Source organism: Singulisphaera sp. GP187 (genome assembly GCF_900129635.1).
Lineage (GTDB): Bacteria > Planctomycetota > Planctomycetia > Isosphaerales > Isosphaeraceae > Singulisphaera.
On record NZ_FSRB01000001.1, the window covers coordinates 2,398,709 to 2,421,751 of the forward strand.

General features: G+C 62.6%; 14 protein-coding genes. 9 read left to right on the forward strand and 5 right to left on the reverse strand.

The genetic code is table 11. From position 1 onward, the window contains the following. Positions 1-649: 649 nt before the first annotated feature. The 3 genes from BUS42_RS09390 (at position 650) to BUS42_RS09400 (ending at position 7,904) form a co-directional block, all read left to right on the forward strand. Positions 650-3,898 carry an efflux RND transporter permease subunit gene (locus BUS42_RS09390; RefSeq protein WP_074306683.1) on the forward strand — a complete coding sequence of 1,083 codons (3,249 nt, stop codon included), beginning with the start codon at positions 650-652 and terminating at the stop codon, positions 3,896-3,898. A 164-nt stretch (positions 3,899-4,062) separates the two neighbouring features. After that, positions 4,063-4,452 carry a hypothetical protein gene (locus tag BUS42_RS09395; RefSeq protein ID WP_074306684.1) on the forward strand — a complete coding sequence of 130 codons (390 nt, stop codon included), beginning with the start codon at positions 4,063-4,065 and terminating at the stop codon, positions 4,450-4,452. 203 nt (positions 4,453-4,655) lie between these two features. Continuing rightward, complete coding sequence (locus tag BUS42_RS09400; RefSeq protein ID WP_074306685.1) at positions 4,656-7,904, forward strand: efflux RND transporter permease subunit; 3,249 nt, start codon at positions 4,656-4,658, stop codon at positions 7,902-7,904. A 355-nt stretch (positions 7,905-8,259) separates the two neighbouring features. On the opposite strand, the gene BUS42_RS09405 is transcribed toward BUS42_RS09400, so the two are convergent. Then, a complete protein-coding gene (locus BUS42_RS09405) occupies positions 8,260-9,609 on the reverse strand; it encodes a DUF1552 domain-containing protein (protein WP_074306686.1) in 1,350 nt (449 codons plus the stop codon). Continuing rightward, a complete protein-coding gene (locus BUS42_RS09410) occupies positions 9,606-11,948 on the reverse strand; it encodes a DUF1592 domain-containing protein (protein ID WP_074306687.1) in 2,343 nt (780 codons plus the stop codon). The genes BUS42_RS09405 and BUS42_RS09410 overlap by 4 nt, the downstream gene beginning before the upstream one ends. A 545-nt stretch (positions 11,949-12,493) precedes the next feature. Here BUS42_RS09410 and BUS42_RS09415 point away from each other — a divergent pair. Continuing rightward, complete coding sequence (locus tag BUS42_RS09415; RefSeq protein WP_074306688.1) at positions 12,494-13,888, forward strand: arylsulfatase; 1,395 nt, start codon at positions 12,494-12,496, stop codon at positions 13,886-13,888. Between the two features lie 480 nt (positions 13,889-14,368). On the opposite strand, the gene BUS42_RS09420 is transcribed toward BUS42_RS09415, so the two are convergent. Continuing rightward, the gene (locus BUS42_RS09420) at positions 14,369-16,273 is read right to left on the reverse strand and encodes a redoxin domain-containing protein (RefSeq protein WP_074306689.1); all 1,905 of its coding nucleotides are present in this window, start codon (positions 16,271-16,273) and stop codon (positions 14,369-14,371) included. A gap of 310 nt (positions 16,274-16,583) precedes the next feature. Beyond that, the gene (locus tag BUS42_RS09425) at positions 16,584-17,519 is read right to left on the reverse strand and encodes a ZIP family metal transporter (RefSeq protein ID WP_074306690.1); all 936 of its coding nucleotides are present in this window, start codon (positions 17,517-17,519) and stop codon (positions 16,584-16,586) included. A gap of 166 nt (positions 17,520-17,685) precedes the next feature. Between BUS42_RS09425 and BUS42_RS09430 the strand changes: the two genes are divergently transcribed. Then, positions 17,686-17,973 (forward strand): 4a-hydroxytetrahydrobiopterin dehydratase, encoded by a 288-nt coding sequence (locus tag BUS42_RS09430; protein ID WP_074306691.1) that lies wholly within the window; start codon positions 17,686-17,688, stop codon positions 17,971-17,973. Positions 17,974-18,068: 95 nt separating this feature from the next. Here BUS42_RS09430 and BUS42_RS09435 read toward each other — a convergent pair whose 3' ends face one another. After that, positions 18,069-18,260 carry a small basic protein gene (locus BUS42_RS09435; RefSeq protein WP_074306692.1) on the reverse strand — a complete coding sequence of 64 codons (192 nt, stop codon included), beginning with the start codon at positions 18,258-18,260 and terminating at the stop codon, positions 18,069-18,071. A 241-nt stretch (positions 18,261-18,501) separates the two neighbouring features. Between BUS42_RS09435 and BUS42_RS09440 the strand changes: the two genes are divergently transcribed. The 4 genes from BUS42_RS09440 to BUS42_RS44935 all read left to right on the forward strand — a co-directional run bounded on the left by BUS42_RS09440 (position 18,502) and on the right by BUS42_RS44935 (position 23,023). Beyond that, on the forward strand, positions 18,502-19,392 hold the full coding sequence (locus tag BUS42_RS09440) for a phosphoribosylaminoimidazolesuccinocarboxamide synthase (RefSeq protein WP_074306693.1): 891 nt from the start codon (positions 18,502-18,504) through the stop codon (positions 19,390-19,392). A gap of 1 nt (position 19,393) precedes the next feature. After that, entirely contained in the window at positions 19,394-20,548 is a 1,155-nt protein-coding gene (gene aroC / locus BUS42_RS09445) for a chorismate synthase (RefSeq protein ID WP_074306694.1), read from the forward strand. A gap of 230 nt (positions 20,549-20,778) precedes the next feature. Beyond that, positions 20,779-22,107: a hypothetical protein gene (locus tag BUS42_RS09450; protein WP_074306695.1), complete on the forward strand. Its 1,329-nt coding sequence runs from the start codon at positions 20,779-20,781 to the stop codon at positions 22,105-22,107. Between the two features lie 187 nt (positions 22,108-22,294). After that, positions 22,295-23,023: a zinc-ribbon domain-containing protein gene (locus BUS42_RS44935; protein ID WP_254053410.1), complete on the forward strand. Its 729-nt coding sequence runs from the start codon at positions 22,295-22,297 to the stop codon at positions 23,021-23,023. Positions 23,024-23,043 lie beyond the last annotated feature (20 nt).

Here is a 23,043-nt window from a genome sequence, read left to right on the forward strand (position 1 = left end):
GTTTCGGCGTAGAATGACTACCGGTAGAGTGCGTTGCCCGGAGAATTCCGAAGACCAAGGCATGTTTAAAGCCAGTCATCATCCACACGTGCTGATTGCCACAATCACCGCACTTTGCACCATGGCGTGGATGACAGCTGGCGTTCAGCCTTCGAGCATGCCTCCGGGGCTCAGGGTCGCCGCCGTTGACCGAGTCCAGGAGCTGCGTCTCGAACCGAAATGGCTGAGGGTCCAGATCGATCGGGGCACGGACGAGCCGAACGTCGCCGCTTTTGAAGAGGATGACCTGCGGGAGGAAGTCCGCGAATCGATCCGTTCGAGCTCAATCGTCCACTTCGACCGGCCCGAATCAAACCGACAGCTTGATCCATTGCTCGTCCCCGACTGCGAGTCTCGGGGCGACAGCCATGGGGGACGACGCGGCCCTCCGCCTCGCATGCCTCCCGCCTGATCATTCACGTCTTCACTCACCGCTCGTGCTCCTCACGGCCGCTGGAATGCCGCGCCACGCGCGAACGCAAACTTCGCCATGAGCCCGTCCTGAATCCGTGACGGATCATCGCCCAGATTTCCCCGGTCGACGGTGTCGCGATCGGGTCCCCCCGACCTATCTATTGACGCCCTCACACATGCTGCAAGGTCTTCCCCCATGGTCCGCGCCATCATTACGTGGAGCCTGCACAATCGTCTGATTGTCATCCTGGGGGTTTTCGCCCTCGTCGCGGCCGGCATCCACTCCGCGATCAACTTGAACGTCGAGGCTTACCCCGACCCCACGCCCCCCTTGGTCGAAATTATCACCCAAAATCCAGGTGCCAGTCCCGAGGAAATGGAGCGACTCATCGGCATCCCCTTGGAAACCGCGCTCAATGGCATGCCCGGCCTCGATGACATGCGAAGCACCTCGATCAGTGGGCTGAACGACATCAAATGTCAATTCACCTACGGCACCGATTACAAGTCGGCCCGCCAGGAGGTGATCAATCGGATCGGCGCCGTGAGTAACTTGCCGGCGGGGGTGAATCCGGGCCTCTCCCCCTGGAGTCCGACCGGCGAGATCGTCCGTTATGTCCTGGAAGGCCCCGCCTACACCACGAACCAACTCAAGGCGGTCCAGGACTGGGTCATCAACCGGGTTCTCAAGACGGTCCCGGGCGTCATCGACGTGACCGGCTACGGGGGCACCGTCAAGCAGTACCAGGTCCTGGTCAACCCCAGACTGCTTCGACACTACAACGTCACCCTGCATCAGGTTGAGGAGGCATTGGCCCAGTCCAACGCCAACGTCGGCGGCGATCTGCTGATGCTCGGCAGCCAGACCCACAACGTCCGCGCGATCGGCTTGCTCGGAAAGGGGATCGACCCGCTCGACCCGGCCAACGTCGACCAAGCCTTCGCCATCGAAATGAAAAAGCTCGATGACATCAACAACGTCATCGTCTCGACCTCGGGCGGGATGCCGATTTTCGTGCGACAAGTGGCCCAGGCGGTCATCGGGCATCGTCCAAGACTCGGGATTGTCGGTCGCGGACGTGAAAACGACGTGGTCGAGGGTATCGTGCTGATGCGGAAGTACGAAAAGAGTCTTCCCACCTCTCAGGCGGTCGCCGCCAAGTTGAAAGAGATTGAACGCGAAAAGCTCCTGCCCAAGGGAATGCAAATTCGTATTTTCAACAAGCGTACTGATCTTGTTAATGTGACAACCCATAATGTTCTGCATAATCTTGTGATAGGAATGGCGCTCGTTATCGCCGTGTTGATTGTCTTTCTCGGCGATCTCAGTAGCGCGGCGATCGTGGCGATCATGATCCCGCTGGCGCTGCTCTTCGCGGTGACCGTGCTCTATCTCCAGGGCAAGTCGGCCAACCTCTTATCGATCGGCGCCGTCGATTTCGGGATCATCGTCGATAGCTCGGTGATCATCGTCGAAAACATCTACCGGCACATCACGGCCCCCGACGCCGACCGAACCCGGCCCTTGATCGACCGAATTGCCGACGCCTCCCACGAGATCGAGCGTGCCCTCTTCTTCTCCGCCTCGATTATCGTCTGCGCCTTCCTCCCCCTCTTCGCCATGACCGGGCCGGAGGGAGCCCTCTTCGGACCGATGGCCAACACCTACGCCTTCTCGATCTGCGGCGCCCTCTTGCTTGCGCTCACCTTGGCCCCCGTACTCTGCTCGTTCCTCTTCCGGAACAAGCGTGAGGAAGCCGACACATTCATCGATCGTTTGATGAAACGGCGCTACCTCTGGATCTTGCACCGGGTGCTCAATCACGGCAAGCTCACCCTGGCTTGCATCGGCATTCTCCTCGCCTTCACAGTCTCCCTCATCCCAGGTCTCGGCGGCGAGTTCATGCCCGAGCTCGAAGAGGGCAACCTCTGGATTCGCGCCCTCCTGCCACGCACCGTCTCACTCCAGGAGGCCGCGCGGATGGCGCCTCGGTTGCGAGCGGTCATCGCTTCGGTGCCCGAGGTCCGGGGGGTGATGTCCCACGTCGGACGACCCGATGACGGCACCGACGTCACCAACTTCTTCAACCTCGAGTTTAACGTCCCGCTCAAACCGATGGAGCAATGGCCGAAAGGCATGACCCGCGAGAAGATCCAGGATGAGCTGATGGCGAAGTTCCGCAAGTTCCCGGGCATCGACTTCAGCTTCTCGCAACTGATCCGCGACAATGTCGATGAGGCGCTCTCGGGCGTCAAGGGGGCCAACTCCGTCAAGCTCAGCGGCAATGACCTGAAAATCCTCGAGGAGAAGGGGCAACAACTCGTGAACGTGCTCCGGACCGTGCGGGGCATCGAGAACGTCGGCCTGTTCCACATCGTCGGTCAGCCCAACATGGAGATCGATATCAATCGCGCCGCCTGCGCTCGCTACGGCGTCAACGTCGCCGATGTCGAACGCGTCGTCCAGGTCACCATCGGCGGCCGCGCCTTCTCCCAGATGGTCGAGGGCGAGAAGCTCTACGACATCGTGCTCCGGCTCCCCGACGAACTCCGCGACGACCCCACGGTCATCGGCCGCATCCCGATCGACGTGCCCGGCAACGACGCAGGCGAAGGTGTCCGCATCCCCTTGTCGCAACTCGCCACCATCAACCCCCACACTCCGGGCGCCTCCTACATCTACCGCGAGAACAACCGCCGCTACATCCCCGTCCGGTTCGCCGTCCGCGACCGCGACCTCGCCTCCGCCATCGCCGAGGCCCAGGTCAAGGTCAACGCCCCCAAAACCGGCGTGGACCTGCCCCAGGGCTATAAGCTCGAGTGGTCGGGTGAGTTCGCCCAGATGCAGGAAGCCAATGCCCGGCTGAAGTGGATCGTACCGCTCTCGATGGTGCTGATGATGGTCCTGCTTTACACCGCGTTCAGCTCGATGAAGGACGCCATCCTGGTCATGACCAACGTGGTCGAGGCGTCGATGGGAGGCGTCTGGGCCCTGCGACTGACGGGGGTCCACTTCAGCATCTCAGCGGCGGTGGGCTTCATCTCGATCTTCGGCGTCGCGGTCCAGGATGGAGTCCTGCTAATTTCCTACTTCAACCAGATGCGGGCCGCCGGGATCCCGGTCCGTGAATCCGTGATGCGAGGCTCTGAGGTCCGAGTCCGCCCGGTGGTCATGACCGAGCTGACAGCCATGCTCGGCCTCTTGCCCGCCGCATTCGCGACCTCGATCGGTTCCCAGGCCCAGCGGCCCTTGGCGATCGTGGTTGTCGGTTCCATGTTTGTGACGTTATTCCTGGCGCGGTTCTTGATGCCGGTGCTCTACAGCATCTTCCCGGCACCCGCCGGCAGTGTCCACGACACGCAACGGGCCAAACTGATCGAAGGATCGCGCTACACCGATGAAATCCTGAACGGCGGCCGGCCGACTGACGAGGAGGATCGTTAAAAACGACCCCCAGGCAAATCCAGTAATGACGATCAGGGCGCGTGGGCGAGTTGAAACTCAACTCGCCCGCGCATTTTCCAACACCACCTGGAACGCATCAGGAGAATTTGCGTAGAATCATTGGGCACTGAAAAGGCATCACCCCGCGACTTCGAGGCCGAGGCATGCCTAAAGCGAAATTTCACCCGCGACTGCTGATTTGCACGATCGCTGCACTCTGCGTCATGGCATGGGTGAATGATCGCGTTCACGCTTCCACGCATACCCAAGAGACCAATGCGGCAGCCGTCGACCGGCTCCAGATTTTGCGCCACGAAGCAAAATGGCAGCGGGTCCGGTTCGAGCGGGTGTCTGACGAGCCCACTCTCTCCGCCTTGGAAGAGGACGACGAGCAGGAGGAAGTCCGCGAGTCGGCCCAGTCAAGCTTGATCGTCCACTTCGACCGCCCGGTGTCGACCAGGGAGGTAAACACCTTGCTCATCCCCGACTGCGACTTTCGGGGTGACAGCCCTGGGGGACGTCGCGGTCCTCCGCCCCGCATGCCCCCCGCCTGACATTTCACGACTTCGTTCGCCTCTCGAGTTCTTCACGGCCACTGGGATGCTGCGCCACGCGCGAACGCAAACTTCGGCATGCGCCTTGTCCTGAATCCGTGACGGATCACGGATCATCGCTCAGCTCCCCGGTCGACGGTTTTCCGGCCGGGCCCCCCTGCCCTCCCTCGCACATCGTCACACAGACTTCGAGGCCTTCGCTCATGGTCCGTACTATCATTACGTGGAGCCTACACAATCGACTGATTGTGATCTTGGGCGTCATTGCCCTGATCGGGGTCGGCATCCACTCGGCGTACAACTTGAACGTCGAAGCCTACCCCGACCCGACGCCGCCGTTAGTCGAGGTGATCACACAATCCCCCGGAGCGAGTCCGGAGGAAATGGAACGCTTGATCGGGATCCCCCTGGAGACCGCACTGAACGGGATGCCAGGGTTGGAGGACATGAGAAGCACCTCGATTACGGGCCTGAACGACATCAAGTGCCAGTTCGCGTATGGCACCGATTATAAGTCAGCGCGACAGGAAGTGATCAACCGGATCGGCGCGGTCAGCAACCTCCCGGCAGGGGTAACGCCCGGACTCTCTCCCTGGAGCCCAACTGGCGAGATCGTCCGTTACGTCCTCGAAGGTCCCGGCTACACGACCAACCAACTCAAAGCTGTGCAGGACTGGGTCATCAATCGGGCGCTCAAGACCGTACCAGGAGTCGCCGATGTGACCGGTTATGGGGGCACGATCAAGCAGTACCAGGTCTTGGTCGATCCTCAACTCCTCCGCCAGTACAACATCACCTTGCAGCAGGTTCAGGACGCGTTATCCCGATCCAATGCCAACGTTGGCGGCGACCTCCTGATGCTCGGCAGCCAGTCGCACAACGTCCGCGCGATCGGCTTGCTCGGCAAGGGGATCGACCCGCTGGACTCGGCCAACGTCGATCAATCGTTCGCGATTGAAATGGGGAAGCTCGATGACATCAATAAGGTCATCGTCACGACGGCAGGCGGCCTACCGATCTACGTACGGCAAGTGGCCAAGGCCATCGTGGGCAACCGCCCGAGACTCGGAGTCGTCGGACGAGGCCAGGAGAATGACGTCATCGAAGGCATCGTGCTGATGCGCAAGTACGAGAAGAGCCTCCCCACATCGGAGGCCGTCACCGCGAAAATGGAGGAGATCGAACGGGAGAAGCTCCTCCCCAAGGGAATGAAGCTTCGCATCTTTAATAAGCGGACTGACCTCGTCCATGTGACGACGCATAACGTGTTGCACAACTTGGTCGTCGGCATGGCATTAGTCATCGCCGTGCTGGTAATCTTCCTAGGCGACTTCAGTAGCGCCGTGATTGTGGCAATCATGATCCCGCTGTCGCTTCTCTTCTCGGTGACGGTGCTCTACTTCCAGGGCAAATCGGCGAACCTGCTGTCGGTCGGCGCCGTCGATTTCGGGATCATCGTCGATAGCTCGGTCATCATGGTCGAGAACATCTTCCGGCACATCACGGCGCGGGGCCGGAACCAGTCCCGCCCGCTGATCGACCGGATCACCGAGGCCTCGCACGAGATCGAGCGGGCGTTGTTCTTCTCGGCCGCGATCATCGTCTGCGCGTTCGTCCCCCTGTTCGCGATGAGCGGGCCGGAGGGAGCGCTCTTCGGGCCGATGGCGAACACCTACGCCTTCGCGATTTTCGGGGCACTCCTGCTGTCCCTGACCCTGGCGCCGGTGCTCTGCTCGTTCTTGTTCCGGAATAAGACCGAGGAGACGGACACGTTCGTGGATCGGTTGATGAAACGGCGCTACCTCCGCTTCTTGAACCGGGTGTTGGATCACGGCAAGCTGACCCTGGCGTTCATGGGCCTCCTCCTTGCGATTACGATCGCTCTGATCCCAGGCCTTGGCGGCGAGTTCATGCCCGAACTCGAGGAGGGCAACCTCTGGATCCGTGCCCTGATGCCCCGAACGGTTTCGCTCCAGGAGGCGGCGAGGATTGCGCCCCGGTTGCGCGAGGTCATTGCCTCCGTGCCCGAGGTCCGGGGCGTGATGTCCCACGTCGGACGACCGGATGACGGTACCGACGTCACCAGCTTCTTCAACCTCGAGTTCAACGTTCCGCTCAAGCCGATGGACGACTGGCCCAAGGGGATGACCCGTGAGAAGATCCAGGACGAACTGATGGTGAAGTTCCGTCAGTTCCCGGGCATCGACTTCAGCTTCTCCCAGCTCATCCGCGACAACGTCGAGGAGGCACTCTCGGGGGTCAAGGGGGCCAACTCCGTCAAGCTCATTGGCAACGATCTGCCAACCCTCGAAACGAAGGGGCAAGAGCTCGTCAACGTGCTCCGAACCGTCAAAGGGATCGAGAATGTCGGCCTGTTCCATATCGTCGGCCAGCCCAACATGGAGATCGACATCGACCGCGACGCGTGCGCCCGCTACGGCATCAACGTCGCCGATGTCGAGGCGGTCGTGCAGGTCGCCATTGGCGGCCGGGCGTTCACCCAGATGGTGGAGGGCGAAAAGCTCTACGACATTGTGCTCCGGCTCCCACCGGAACTCCGCGACGACCCCACCGTGATCGGCCGAATTCCGATCGATGTTCCCGGCGAGAACGGAGCTCAGGCGGTCCGCATCCCCTTGTCCCAGCTGGCGACCATCAACTCGCACACGCCAGGCGCCGCATACATCTATCGCGAGAACAACCGCCGCTATATCCCCGTCCGGTTCGCCGTGCGCGACCGCGACCTTGCCTCCGCCATCGCCGAGGCGCAGCGCAAGGTGGACGACCCCAAAACCGGCGTCCAGCTACCGGACGGCTACAAGCTCGAATGGTCGGGGGAATTCGCCCAGATGCAGGAGGCCAACGCCCGGTTGATGTGGATCGTGCCGCTTTCGATCGTGTTGATCATCGTCCTGCTCTACACGGCGTTCAACTCGATGAAGGACGCCATGCTCGTCATGGCCAATGTGGTCGCGGCGACGATGGGTGGTGTCTGGGCTCTGCGCTTGACGGGAGTCCACTTTAGTATCTCCGCGGCGGTGGGCTTCATCTCGATCTTCGGTGTCGCCGTCCAGGACGGCGTCCTGCTGATCTCCTACTTCAATCAGATGCGGGCCGCAGGGATCCCGGTCCGCGAGTCCGTGATGCGTGGAGCCGAACTTCGGGTCCGCCCGGTGGTCATGACCTCGCTCACGGCCGCACTGGGACTCCTGCCGGCCGCCCTGGCGACCTCCATCGGCTCGCAGGCGCAGAAGCCCCTGGCCATCGTCGTCGTCGGCGGCATGCTCTGCACGCTCTTGCTGACGCGGTATCTGATGCCCGTGCTCTACACGTTCTTCCCAGCGCCAGCCGGCAGCGCCCCAGACTCCCATCAGGCCGAACTCATCGAGGGATCGCACTACACCGATGAGATCCTGAACGGCGGCCGGTCGGCCGAAGCGGAGGATCACTGAAATCTCGACCAGGCGATCTGAGAACTGACGATACCGACTTGAATGAGGAAACGGCGGGGAGGCTGGGGACCGAAGTCAGGCCCCAGCCACCCCGCCGTGGGCAACCCGAGAGCGAGCCGCACTCGAGCGGGTCAGTCAAGCACCGCACGTCTTTTACAGCCAGTTCGGGGCTTGCCTGATCCACGCGGCAGAGCTTCGCCGAACCTGTTGTGAAGTCATGTGCGATTCACGATTGACTCATGAGTGAAAAGGGTGGGCCGTTTCCACCCTACGGGAATTGTGGACCAACGATAACGCCAAGGCCGATGACGCCAAAGTTGGGGATAACAGGTTCAGCGACGCTTTACGGTCCCCTTCAGGAGAGTCCCTCAAGATGGCCGGTGCTGTCACCCAGTTGCTCGAGGTGGGCCCCCATCCTGTCGAGCAGTGAAAGCCAGAGGTTATTGACCGGGGTCTCCTTCGGAAACCGGAGATGCCGGCCGGTCTTGAGCGATCCCCCACCCTTACCGGCGACGAGGATCGGCAAGTTATCGTGCGAGTGACGATTGCCGTCGCTGTTGCCGCTGCCATAGGCGATCATGCAGTTGTCGAGCAGCGTTCCCTCACCCTCGGGAATGGCTTTGAGCTTGCCGATCAGGTAGGCAAATTGCTCGATATGAAAGGTGTTAATCGAACGAACCTTGTCGATCTTGTCCGGGTCGCCGCGATGATGCGTCAGTTCGTGATGGCCTTCGGAGACGCCGACCATCTTGTACTTGAGCTCGCTCCCCTCGCGACCGAACATGCACGTTGCCACGCGGGTCACGTCGGTCTGGAACGCCAGAACCATCAGGTCGCACATGAGGTGGAAGTGTTCCGCGAGGTCGGCGGGAACCGACTCGGGCCGAACAACGCCCGGAGGAGGTTGGATCGGCGGCAGAGTCTCCGCGCGGGCGATCCGAAGCTCGAGCTCGCGCACACAGGTCAGATACTGATCCAGCTTCTGGCGATCCGCCCCCCCCAATCGACCCTCGAGCCCGCGCGCGTCGGCGATCACGGCGTCGAGCACACTCGCTCGGAGCCGGTTCCGCTTTAGCCGGCTGGGGTCGTTGGACTGGTCGGAGAAAAGCCGTTCGAACACGAGACGGGGGTCGACCTCGTTGGGCAGCGGCGAGGTGGATGACCGCCAGGACATCGTATGCTCGTAGACGCAGGAATAACCACTATCACAGTTGCCGGTCCCGCGATAGCGTTCGATTCCCAGCTCAAGAGACGAAAGTCGGGTGCGTTCACCCAGACGAGTCGCCGCGACCTGGTCGGCGGAGATGCCGGAGCGGAAGTTGGCTCCGGCGGTCTTACGCGCCTGGCAGCCGGTCAAGAACGCCGACGACGCCCGCGCATGATCGCCGGCACCGTCGCCGTTGGGGCGGGCCTTGTCACAGGTCAGCTCGCTGAGAACAAGCAACTCATCGCGGTACGGGGCCATCGGTTCCAGGATGGTCGGCAACGCGAAGTTCGCCCCCTCGGTCGTGGGCGTCCAGTCGTCCATGATCGCACCGTTGGGCACGTAGATGAACGCCAGACGCCGGGGCGCCGCGGCCTGACCGGTGGCGGTGGCGGCCGCCGCCAAGAGCCGGGGACGCATCGCCTCCAGGAACGGGAGGGAGACCACCGTGCCGAGCCCGCGCAGGACCGTTCGCCTCGAGATCCGCCCGCCGTTCGTCATGGTTCTTCCCCTGTCGCCGTGCGCATCTGGAAGGGTTCGCTTTTGACGACCTCCGCCATCAAGACGGAAAACCGGTCGCCGTTTTGATTCAAGGCTTCAAGAATCTTGTCCACGGCACACTTGTCGTAGTATTCCAGTCCGCGGCCCAGCGCGTATGTAAGCATCTTCTCGGCCAAGCAGCGGCTGAACAACTCTTTTTTGCCTCGGAGAATCGTTTTGAGCTCGGCCGGCCCCTGGAACGACTGGCCGCCGGGAAGCTCTCCCGAGGGATCGATCAAGAAGGCCCCATCCTTGTCGCGCCAGGCTCCCGTGGCATCGTAGTTCTCGAACGCGAAGCCGATCGGATCCATTCGCTTGTGACACGAGGCACAGATCGGCTGCTCTCGATGCATCTCCATGACCTTGCGCAACGAACCGGTCAGGCGCTTAGCTTCGGGAAATTCAGGCACATCGGGCGGCGGGGGGGGCGGGGGCAAATTCAGGAGTTGGTCGAGCACCCACTTTCCCCGCTTCACCGGTGAGGTCCGGGTCGGGTTCGAGGTGAGCGTCAAAATACTCGCATGGGTCAGGATCCCCCCTCGATTGGCCGGGAGCTTGACCCGACGGAACTCCTTCCCTTCGACGCCCGACATGCCGTAATGTTTCGCCAACCGCTCGTTCACGAAGCTGTAGTCGGCGTCGAGGAAGTCAAGGATCGAGCGATCCTCGCGCAGGATCGACTCAAAAAAGAGCTCGGTCTCCCGGTACATCGCCGCGCGAAGCTCGTCGTCGAACTCAGGGAACTCCTTCGCGTCAGGCGCGACGTAGGCCAGTTTCCGGATCGTCAGCCATTGGCCAGAGAAGTTCTCCACGAACGCGACCGCCTTCGGGTCCTTGAGCATGCGCTGCAACTGGTGATCGAGCTCGCCACGCAACCGCCCCGCTCCCGCCAAGCTCAGGAGCGTCTCGTCGGGCATACTACTCCAAAGAAAATAGGAGAGCCGGCTCGCCAGCTCGAATTCGCTGACCGGGTAGCTCGAACCCGCCTGGGCATCGCGAGGGTCGAGCTCGACGCGATAGAGGAAGTCGGGCCAGACCAGAACGGCTTCGAGAACCAGTCGGACACAGTCCTCGAACCGTTCCCCTTCGGCCTCGCCCTTATCGTAGAGCTTCATCAGCTGGTCGACCTCGCCCGGCTGGACCGGTCGGCGAAACGCCCGCGCAGCGAACCGGGAAACGATCTCGTGGGCCGCGTCGCGCGGTGCCAGACCGACCTGATGGGTCATAATTCGCTGATGCGTTTCCGGGAAGACCTGAGGCGGCGGGTTATACGGGCCGTCCATCTCGATTCCGCGCAGAAAGAGCAGCCGGCGATTCGTGTCACTGTCGCTGTTCTTCGGGTCCGTATACGGGTTGAGGAACGTCACCGCAATGGTCTTCGTCCCGGTCTTGATCCGGACCTTCCGCTCGATCCGGGTCGGCTCCGCGCGGTCGCCCGGCACATCGAACTCGTCGATATCTTCACCGTTGATCCGAATGACGGCCCGCACCGGCTGATCACCGACCTGGTGGCCGAAGACCGACACTTTGAGGGTGTAATCCCCCTCGTCGAAATAGCTTTGAGCGCGGAACGAGCCGATCGAGTGGAGGAATCGACCGAAACCACGTTTTTCTCCGCCAGCGTCCTCGGTCGCGCGAATTCCACCGAGTTGGGACTTCGTGGGCTTGGGCGTATTGTCGGTGACGATCGCCTGCCCAAGAATCGATTCGGCCGCGGTCAGATACTTCTCAAACAGGAGGGGGGAGAGGGACAGAACGTCGCCGATGTTATCGAATCCGTAGCCGACATCGTCGTTGGGAAAGTCCGCCGCGGGCTTGAAGTCGATGCCAACCAGGTCGCGGATCGTGTTGTTGTATTCGACCCGGTTCAGCCTCCTGAGGGTGACTCGCCCCACGTTCCTGGGTTGCGAGCAGTCGAGCTTATTGAGCACCCCGTCGATGGCGAGGAGCGCAACCTCGGTTTCCTCCGGAGTCGGTCGAGGCCGATTCTTGGGCGGCATCTCGCCGGCTCGGATCATCTCGAGCACGTTTTCCCAGACCTTGCGATTCTTCTCGACCGCTCGCTCATCTCGATCCGCGTCGAGGGTGAGGTCGCCCTTGGTCTTCCCATTGCCGTGGCATGCGTAGCAATGTTTGGTGAGGAAGGGGACGGCGCCTTTCGAGAAGCTCGGCGATGCTCCCGACTCCTCAACGCCGGCCTGCGTCGGCTCGGGAGCCGCGGCGACTCCCGGTGTCGACCATCCCAGGAGGAGGACGGCCACCAAGCCTCGCGCCAACCACCACGGATCGCATTGGTCCATCAAGCCCACCCTCGCCAGCGAAGCCTCGTCGACCGCCCCTCGCCATTCAAAGGGCGCAAGCCTACACCCGGATCCACCTTATTCCTCAACTTAGCGTCATTGGCTCCATCTTTCTCCCTACAAAAATCCAATGCCGCGAGCGAATGGGAACAGGCCGTGCAAGCGGGCCTCACCAGAACGGAGTCATCTTCAGCCTAACACGTTGGCCTGATTGCAAGTTCGGAAAACGATAGAATTCATTCAAACGAAGAGTGAGCCGGTCCGCGCGAGAAGTTAGAATTCCCTCGGCTTCTTCCTTAACGGCGCCCGACCCATGCGAGCCGACCATACGGCAAGTGGCTTGCTTGTGCTCGTCCGTGACGATGGCTAAGATCGCCGTTGGGTTACAAAACGTCGGTCGGACGGGGCACGACGCCACTCGCGACCATAAAAGTTCATCACCAGTTCACGTTTTTGTCTTATCAATCGCTCTCCGGGTTTGCTGGAGCGACGGACCAACCGAATTCCGAACTCATGCGAGTTCCGTCATCATGGGGAGAAGCCCGTTGCGAATCGCACGCCTCGATCGTGTTCGCCCTCGAATTCTCACTTGTCTCGGCGGCCTCGCGCTTCTGACGACGGCTCCCCTGTGGGGTCAAGCCCACGCCGCGGCTCCACCGCCAAATGTGATCTTGATCCTGGCCGACGACCTCGGTTATGGCGATCTCGGCTGCTTCGGACAAAAGCTCATCAAGACGCCGAACATCGACCGGCTCGCCGCCGAAGGGATGCGGTTTACGCAAGCCTATGCCGGCGCCACCGTCTGCGCCCCGTCGCGATGCAGCTTGATGACGGGCAAGCACAATGGCCATGCGCCGATTCGAGGCAATCGCGAGATCAAGCCCGAGGGGCAAGTCCCCATGCCGGCCGACACGATCACCGTGGCCCATCTCATGAAGTATGCGGGCTACACCACCGGCTTGATCGGCAAGTGGGGGCTCGGCCACCCCGGGTCGGTCAGCACGCCCGACAAGATGGGGTTCGACGAGTTCTTCGGCTACAACTGCCAGCGCCTAGCGCACGAGTATTATCCCGAATACCTCTGGCGCAATAACAACAAGGTCATGCTGAACGGAAAATCGTATTCGCACGACCTGATGGCCCAGGAAGCCCTCGAGTTTATCCGCCGAAATCAGGCGAAACCGTTCTTCCTCGACCTCTCGTTCACCCTCCCGCACGCCAAGTTGCAGGTCCCCGACCTGGGCCCTTACGCCGACGAACCGTGGCCCGATAACCTTAAAACACTCGCAGCCATGATCACCCGAATGGACGGTGATGTGGGACGCCTGATGACGCTCCTCAAAGAGCTCAAGCTCGACGAGAAAACGCTCGTCATCTTCGCCAGTGACAACGGCGCAGCCTACTCCGACTCACTCTTCAACCACTCCGGCGCACTCCGCGGCCACAAGCGCGACATGTACGAGGGAGGCATCGCATCCCCCGTGATCGCCCGCTGGCCCGAGAAGATCAAGCCCGGGGTCGTCAGCGACCAGGTCTGGGCCTTCTGGGACTTCCTTCCGACAATGGCCGAGCTTACCGGTCGACGGCTCCCGGCCAACCTTGATGGCGTTTCCATCCTCCCCGCACTGCTGGAGGGGAAGGCCGTCAAGCATCCGCCCCTGTATTGGGAATTCCACGAGCGTGGATTCGACCAGGCGGCACGGATTGGCGACTGGAAGGCGGTCCGCCACGGCCTGACGGGACCGATCGAACTGTACAACCTCAAGGACGATCGCGAAGAAGCGCACGATGTGGCCGTCCAAAATCCCGATCAGGCGAAGTCATTCGAAACTTTTTTCAAGTCGGCACGCGTTGATTCGGAACTCTGGCCGATCCAGACCGCCAACCCCAAGAAGGCCGCGGGCAAAGCAAACGCCAAGACGAAAGCGGGCGCCCTTTGACTCACGACGAATTTAGCCGTCGGGACCGAGGGGCTGAGGACGACCGCGGCGGACCGTCGGGAGTCAGCCGGCACACGCTTCTGAAATCGATGGCCGCGGCATCCCTCTGCGCGGGTGCTCCGTCTTTCTCAGAACCGTCCGACTCACACGACCGGCTGTGTTGTAGCCCCTGCGGGGCCGCAAAAAAACAGGCATTACTCTGAGACGGTAGCAAGGATACCAGGATCTCGTTCCTACGCTCGGCGTGGGAAGGCCGTCTCTGCGACGCTCCGCGTCGTCTTCCCCGGCGGGTGGGGCCGCAGAGCGGCCAGAACGGCCTTCCCACGCCGAGCGTAGGAACGAGTTTCTCCCGCGAATTTCGGCCTCCGGGGCAGACTGACGGTCCGGTTTCCTTGCGACAGACTCATGACTTTTCTGACTTGCAATACAAGAGGGGGATCGCGAACCGGGCCGTCGCGGAGCAGGCGACGGCCCATCGGTTCAATTCGCCGCGCGTTTCTGGCTCTTCTCCTGTTGCTCCCTCATCTTCTTCTCGAATTCCTTCATCTGGGCTTTGAAGAGGTCGTGCAGGTCATCCTTTTCGCCCGCCCTGGTGAGGTCCTGGCCCTTCTTGGTGACGGCGATGAAGCCAATGCACATCTCGTCCGTGGTGGCTTCACCCCAGGTCACGAGCTTGGGAGGATGGTTGGGGTTGCGGGGATTGTCCGAGGAATTGTCAAAGTGCGCGGCGACCTTGACCAGTGTCCCCTTCGGAAGCGTGATCGGCTCTTTGAAGAAATAGGTGTTCTGCCAGCCAAAATCCCAGTCACCGATCTTGATCAGATCCTGGGTCCGTCCGTCGGGAAATTTGAGTGACATACTCATATTTTTCCCGAGAAGATGCATGTGAGGTGTGACCGCCCAGGCCTCGAGGTCGAGAGGGACGGGCCAGGCGGCCTCGACCTTATAGTTCCCATCGTTAGCCGGGATCTTCAGGTCGAACTTGATGGCGGCGTTCCAATGCAGGGTCTGCCGCACCGGCTTCTTGGAAAAGTGGAGGCCGATTCGAGAACGGTCGGTTTCGGGCTTCCCACTCGGATGATAGTGGATTTGCACGACGACGTCGGCCCGGCTGGGCAGCGCCCTCCCGATCCCGTCGGGGAGATGGCTCGGTTCATTGCCCGGGGCCCAGCCGCCCAGGTCGCCGTCGATCTCAACCCCGGGGCCTGAGAAGCAGGAATAGCCCTGGCCTGGCTCGGCATCGTCCTTCTTGCGAGCCTCCCCCGAAATATCGACGTAGCTGAGCATATGATGGACCACCCGACGGTTGCCGGGCCGATACTCAATGGCCGAGACGTACATGTCTTCCGGCAAGCGGGTCGGCAAGACGAAGCAGCGATAGATATCGTCGCCGGAGGCGGGAATCGAGAAGTCTTCGGAGAGTTCCAGGACGAGGTCGGGCGTGCCGAGCGCCCATTCGTCGGCAAATTCGGGAGCAGGGGGCACGCGCTCGGCGTCGCCCAGCGGGGCGCCGGCTTCGGCCCAGGCGGCCAGCGTGGCGATCTCGTCGGTCGACAGTGAGCGGTCGTTCTTGAAGCCGGGGCCGACGTGCGGGTCCGGTTTCCAAGGGGGCATCTTCCGCTCTTCGGCGATCGTGGCGATGTCGTCGGCACGCTTGCGAGCCTGCTCATAGGTCTCGAGCGCGAACGGCCCGACCTGACCGCGACGATGACACTCCAGACAGTTCTTCTGGAGGATCGAGGCGACCGCGCCGGAATAGGTGGGTGCATCGACGGTCGGTGCGGGCTTCGGGATCGGACAGCCGACGGCCGGGACATGGGCGATCGCCACCTCGCGTTTCGCGAGAACGGCGACGATCGCGTCATGGAGCTCGCTGATCTTCGGGTTCGCGTTCTTTTTCTGACGTGCGGCGTATTGATCGTCGATTCGCCCGTGATAGCGTATCCGCCCCCGGTCATCGACGACGAACGCCTCGGGCGTGACCGCCGCGCCAAGCTTGGTGGCGATCACGCCCTTGGGGTCCTGGACGACCGGGAATTCGAGCTCAAAATCCTTGGCGTGAGCGAGCACGTCGTTCGAATTGAGGTCGGGGTCGACGCAAACGCCCACGATTTTCACCGACTCGGTCGGGAACTCCGCGCGAAGCCGGTTGAGCATCGGGCTGTATGCATTCGAGATCGGGCATTCCGAGGAATAGAAAACGAGGGCGGAAAGACCACCTTGTGGGGCGGTCAGATCCATGATCTGTCCATCCGGCCCCCGCATCGTGGGCAAAGCGACTTCCGCCACAGGTGCCGAAGCGTCGCCCCCCGCGAAACTCCAAGTTGCCAGACAAGCAAGGCCGATCCCAAGCATCGACCGTCTCAAAAACGTCGAACCATGCATGACACTGATCCCTCGAAGGAGGAAGCGGGGGCCGGATGGAGCTTGCCGGCAGAGGATGCAAGCAGGTCAGCAAGCCCGTCATTGGGAAGTTGACGCGTCAAGGACCTCGTCGTCTACGTCACGGATCGCTTCGGAGCGGGGAGGCCGACCCTCCTCCTCTCCAAATCATAGACGTAGGGCCGGAAATCTTCGCGCAAAAAATCGAGGGAATCGCCCGCGACGGAGCCATTCCCTTGATTCGAGGGAATCGCCCACGCCGGAGCCACTCCCTTGATGTTGCCAACCAATAACCGATCACGCGGACGCGGGGTTAGCCACGTTCCCGCACCGTGGCTGCGGCCGGTACAGCCGAGTGATGCGGCGCCTGATCGTGCGCGTCGCTCGGTTCCCACATGGATGTCAGGCCCATCAAGGCGAAGCCGGCGAGGAGGGCCAACGAGAGGAAAACACGATCGTGCTCGTGAAATTGCAGTTCGGGGAGCAAGTCGCTGAGCGCAATGCAGAGAAAGGTCCCGGCCGAGAAGGCCAGGGCGGCCGCCGTGGCCGAGGCGGCCGCGTCCGGCTCCATCTTCCCCATGCCCAACAGAAAAATGGCGACGCCGAGCGGGATCATCAGGGCGAAGCCGAGGTTGACCAAGTGAGCCAGCATCCGCGGTGCGCCCGCGCGAAGCATCAGGCTGACGATGGTCAGGGCATCAGCCGGCTTATGGATGATCGTGGCCAGGAAGACCCCCCAGGCGGCGACCCCCACCGCGTTCGGTTCCCCTTTCGCGATCACCGAGGCACTGGCGAGGGCGACGCCTCCCGCCAAAGAATGCGCGGCGAGGCCGAACGCGGCCGCCCCCCAGTGGAGCGAGGTGCCCTTCGTTCCCGACGCCGAACCGCCGGGCGCGGCCGAGTCGACCAGTCCGGCGGAGTGGCCTCGGCCCGGCGAATGCTCATGGGCATGGGTCGGGCACGGCTCGGTGGGATCCGCCGGAGCCTCGTGGTGGTGGAACGCGAAGAATCGTTCCAGGAAAAAGAGCGCGAGCAGCCCGAACGCCGACCAGTTCAGGGTGTGGGCCGACCCCATTCGAACCGCCTCGGGCATCATATGGAAGAAGGCCGCGCCGAGCATGGCGCCCGCGGAGAAGCTCAGGTAGCCCTGAAGCCGGGTGTGCGTCAACACGGTCGCCAACGGCAGGAGCCCGCCGAGAACGCTCACGCCGACGATCGCGATGCTGAACAGCACGAGGGTCGTGGTCATCGTAGTTACTTGTCTTCCCTCGCCCTTGAGGTTTTCCCTTGTTCCGCCGACGCTGCGCGGAAATAATAGATCTCAAGGAACCTGGAGGCGGTTGCCAATCGGCCGAGCCCATTTCTAAATACCGGCCGTCCTCATTGCGACCCGCGCCGATCCCCAAGGGAATCCCATGGCCAAGCTGAGCGAACCGGAGATCCTGGAGAGGATGGCCACTGCCAAGGGGTGGGAGCGGGAGGGCGACATGCTCATCCGCTCGTGGCAATTCCCATCCTTCCGCCGCGCCCTTGAGTTTGTCAACCAAGTGGCCGCGGTGGCTGAGAAGTACGACCATCACCCCGATATCATCTTGAGCTACCGTCAAGTACGGCTCGAACTCTCCACCCACTCCGATGGTGGCCTGACCCCGACCGACTTCTCGTTCGCATCTGAGATCAACGTTCTACCCACCGATCGCTGATCGGCTACGGGCGAAGAAAAACCCCCGACGATTGCTGCCGGGGGTCGCTCGTAACCTGGTGATCGGTACTGCCGACCCAACCCACGTCAAAGACGTCAGCTCGGTCGCTTGGGACCCGATTGCCCGGGAGCCAGACGGCGGAACTTGGTCTTGGGCAGGTTGAAAACACCCTGCGCCGGCAGCCAACGCTCGTCCTCTTGCAGCAAGGCCAAGCGCTCGGGCCTCGTCAACACGTTCCGGGTTCGGGTCAACCCGCCCCCCTTTTTCAGACTCTTATCAATCGACATCGCCCTGATTCCCCCGGCGCCGCCTCGAACTTGCGACTCATTGCCACGAAATTATCGCCTCCCGCGGACAAATGGTCCCGGGGCGAAAGAGACGATCTTAATCCAAACGACTCACCCGACGCAAGGCAAACGTCGAAGTCGCGCAACGCGAGCGGACTTGTTCGGCTCGTTCGTTTGGTTTACTGTCGTATTCCGTGAGAAATCCCAGCGAATCCGGCTTTAGTGAGAAGGACCCCGCGGCGTGACACTGCTCGAGACCGCACTCGAAGGACTGCCGAAACGCCAGGGCAAAGTTCGCGACGTTTATGACCTCGGCGATCGCCTCTTGATGATCGCGAGCGACCGGATCAGCGCCTACGATTGGGTCATGCCGAACGGCATCCCCGATAAGGGACGGATCCTGACCGGCGTCAGCATGTTCTGGTTCAACCAGTTGGGCGTTTCCCACCACGTGCTGTCAACCGACGTCCAGGACGCTCGGCTCAACCTCTCGGCCGAGATCGTTGAGGCGTTGACCGGCCGATCGATGATCGTCAAGAAAGCCGCCGTGATCCCGTTCGAGTGTGTCGTGCGCGGCTATCTCTCGGGGAGTGGCTGGCGCGAGTATCGCCAGTCGGGGACGGTCTGCAACGAACGCCTGCCCGAGGGCCTGGTCGAAAGCTCCAAGCTCGACCGCCCTTACTTCACGCCCGCCACCAAGGCGGAGAGCGGGCACGACGAGAACGTTTCCTACTCGGTGCTGGTCGATGCCCTGGGCACCGTCGAGGCCGAGACCCTGCGCGATCGAAGCATCGCCCTCTACGAGCAGGCGGGCGAACGGGCCCTTGCCCAAGGCCTGATCCTGGCGGACACCAAGTTTGAGTGGGGACACGACCGGGAAACGGGCGAAATCCTCCTGATCGACGAGGTTTTGACCCCGGACAGCTCGCGGTTCTGGTCGACCGAGACTTATCAGCCGGGGGGACCTCAGCCCTCGTTCGACAAGCAGTTCGTTCGCGACTGGCTGGATGCGTCCGGCTGGGACAAGTCGAGCCCTCCCCCCACCTTGCCCGACGACGTCGTGGCGAAGACTCGCGAAAAATACGTGGACGCTTACGAGACTCTGACAGGCCAAGCCTTCCCCTGGAAATGACATGCTCCGCTACCTGACCGCAGGCGAGTCCCACGGCCCCGCCCTCACCGCGATCGTTGAAGGCTTTCCCTCGGGGATCACGATCGACCGCGAACTGATCGATGGCGAGTTGAAGCGGAGGCAAGGGGGGTACGGCCGCGGGAAGCGGCAAACGCTCGAGACCGATCGCATCATCATCGACTCGGGGACCTATCACGGGGTCACGACCGGTGCGCCGATCACGCTGAGGCTCGTCAACAATGACGCCAAGCTCGAGCGGCTCCAGGAACCGGCCTCGCCCCGGGGTGGCCACATCGATCTGGCCGGCTCGATCAACTATCAGACGGGGATCCGCCAGGTCCTCGAGCGTGCCAGCGCCCGCGAAACCGCGCTTCGGGTCGCGGTCGGAGCCTTGGCCAAGCTCTTGCTCAGAGAGCTCGGGATCGATGTCATCGGCTATGTTCGCGAGTTGGGTGGGATCGCCGCTCCCCCTCTCGCTTTCGACTTGACGGTGCGCGACGCCAGCCCCGTCTACACGCTCAATCCCGGGGCCGACCCGTCGATCGTCGCGGCGATCGACGCCGCCAAGGCGGCGGGCGACACGCTCGGCGGCATTGTCGAGACGATTGTGACCGGATGCCCGATCGGGCTCGGCAGCCACGCGCAGTGGGACCGCAAGCTCGATGCGCGACTGGCGCTGGCCGTGATGAGCATCCAGGCGATCAAGGGCGTCGAGATCGGTCTCGGGATCGAGGCGGCCCGCCGGCCGGGTTCGCAGGTGATGGATCCGATCGCCCACGAGTCCGACCACCCCGGCTCCGACCGCCGGTTCGGCTTCCGACGCCCCACGAACAACGCGGGCGGCATCGAAGGGGGCACGTCGAACGGCGAGCCGATCGTCGTCCGTGCCTCGAAGAAGCCGATCAGCACGCTCGCAGCCCGAGGGCCGTCGGTGAACATGGCGACCAAGAGCCCGCAGCTTGCCGCCTATGAACGCTCCGATGTGTGCGCGGTCCCTGCCGCCAGCGTGATCGTGGAGAACGTGGTGGCCTTCGAGATCGCCGCGGCGATCGTCGAGAAATACGTCGGCACCAGCCTGGGCGCCATCAAGGCGGCCCACGCGGCGCTCCATGAGCTCGCCCGCACGCATCTGGAAACGTGGGGAACCGCTCCCTGACCTGACTGGATGTGGTCGCGTCGTGGGACGACTCACGCCCCTGATTCCGGCGATCGCCGGCAAACTCAAATTGAGGCGGTCGGCCGTTTGGATTATCCTGACGGCCGATCGCGCACGAACTCAAACGGCGGGCGGAGTCTTGCCGGCGCGCAGCCAATTCGAACGGATCGATCCCGGCGCTCGCCGGATCAAGTCCGATTCGAGTCCCCCCTCGCACACGGGAGGCAAGGATGTTTCCCCTGGCACGTCCGTACCGTCAGATCCTCGCGACCTGCATTCTGGTCGTCACCGCGGTGCTGCCGACGTCCTACGTCATCGTGACCGCCTGGAAGATCAACCGACCGGGACATCTTCGGGACATCGAAGTCGAGATGAGCCGCCAGCTCGGGCTCCAGGTGAGTCTCGAGGGCATTCGCTATCCCTGTCCCGGCGAGGTGATCTGCCGAGGGGTGGTCATCCGCCAGGAAGAACCGAGACGGAAAGGCCTGACCGAAATCGCCCGGGCCCGGTCGGTCCGACTGCGCCGGGGCGATCGCGAACTCGTGGTGGAAACCGACGGGCTTCGGCTCCGAGGCGAGAGTCCGAAGCTGGCCATGGCCCAACTCGGCCTGATCCTTCAGCGCCCCAGCGATGGCTCGTTCGATCGGGTGAGCCTCTCCGCGCCGACCTGCGATCTCGATCTCGACGTCGATAACCTGCACTTCTCATTGCGTGAGGTGGCTGGCGTCTTCCAGACCGACCGGGTCGCTCCCACAGTCAAGGCGAGCTACCGAATGGTCGCGAAGGGCTCCAACACCCGCTGCGAGCTGACTCTAACGCGCGACCGGAAAACCGAGCCGGTCCGGACCACGCTCGCGATCAAAACGATGGATGGCCTGCCACTCCCCGGCCACGTTCTTGACGTCTTCTTCGATTCGACCGACTGGCTCGGCGCCGCCGCGCGAGTCGAGGGAGCGCTGACCTTGCGTCAGACGGGGGCCAAGGACTGGGAGGCCGACTTCCAGGGAGATTTGCATGATATTGACATGAATACCCTTGTCGGTCGACGGTTTCCCAGTCACCGGCTCAGCGGCCTGGCGCACCTGGCGATCAAGTCGGCCCGCTGGGGCGATCGCCCCGGCCAGGGGATGGGCTGGATCGAGGCCTCCGGCGAAATGACCACCGGCCAGGGTTCGATGGGGAAAGATCTCCTCAACGCGCTGGCGACCGAAATGAACTTTCGGCTCCCTGAGAAAAGCGCGAAGTACGGAACCGGTGACAGCAAAGTCGACGTCGAGTTCCAGGCCATGGGACTCACCTTCGAGATCCGCCGGGATGGCGAGATTCGCCTCGGCGGGGCACTCGGCAATGAGTTTGCGCCCGACGCGGTGCTGGCCCGGCAGACGAGTGCCTTGGCCTACGCCCCCCGAGGCGCGGCCAACGTTCGAGGTCTGATCAAGACCCTGGTTCCCACGAATGCCAGCGATCCGGTCATGGTCCCGCTCACCCAGGAATCGCGCGTCCTCCTCTGCTTCCCGGCTCCGCCCCAACTCGTCCCGAAACGCATCGAAGGGAATTAATCCGTCCGTCTCTCGGTCTCAGGGTGGTGGGGAAGAATGGCAGCTCATCTCATCGCTGATCTTAACTGATCAGAATATCGTTGCGATCGGCGGCCCCCTCGCTTACTTTATCGAGCATGTTGAATTCAAGAGTGCGAGCAAGCTCCCCCCCTTCGCTTCGCATTGCATCCGTTCGCAGGGGGTCGACATGCCGATCAAAGTGAGCTGCTCCTCGTGCGGCCGAACGGGCCGCGTCCCCGATCACGCGATCGGTGAGAACGTCCGATGTCCCGGCTGCGGATTCCGACGGAGGCTGTCGGCCGCGGACGTGGTGCCTGAAGTTCAGGCCAGCCTGGACGAGCTCGAGATCCTCGACGACGAGCCCGCACCGATCGTCGTGAGCGACCGTGGTTCACGTGATCATCCCGAGCGGGCTACCTCCGCCACGCAGAACCCACCACGAGGCTCCCGATCCCGCAAGCGGGAGACATCGCCTCGAGCCGACGAACCGCCGGCCTGGAATCCAGCGTTTCTCGGCCTGGGAGTGGGGGTCGGGATCCTCTCCCTTTCCATCCTCTTGGTTGTGATTTCGAACCGCGCGTCGAAGCCGAAACCCGAGCGGCCGGGAACCGACAAGACCGTCGCTCAAGGGGCCCCGCCGCAACCGTTGTCGCTGCCCGAGCCAACGCTGACTTCGAGCCCACTCGCCACCTCGGAACCGAACTCGCCGGGCCTGCCGACGAGCAAGCCGAGCGAGGAGACCGGAGTCGCTTCGGAACCGGGATCTGACGAGCCCGAATTCGCCAAGAATGCGCGACAGGCGTTGGCGTCATCCCCCCCTGCCCCGGCTTCGCTGTCGAACCCCGGCAAAACCACGGACTCGCGCACCGAGCCACCGTCGGGCGCTCCGCTCTCGACCGCGGAGATCGTCGCCTGATACGAACCGTCCGTCGCGCT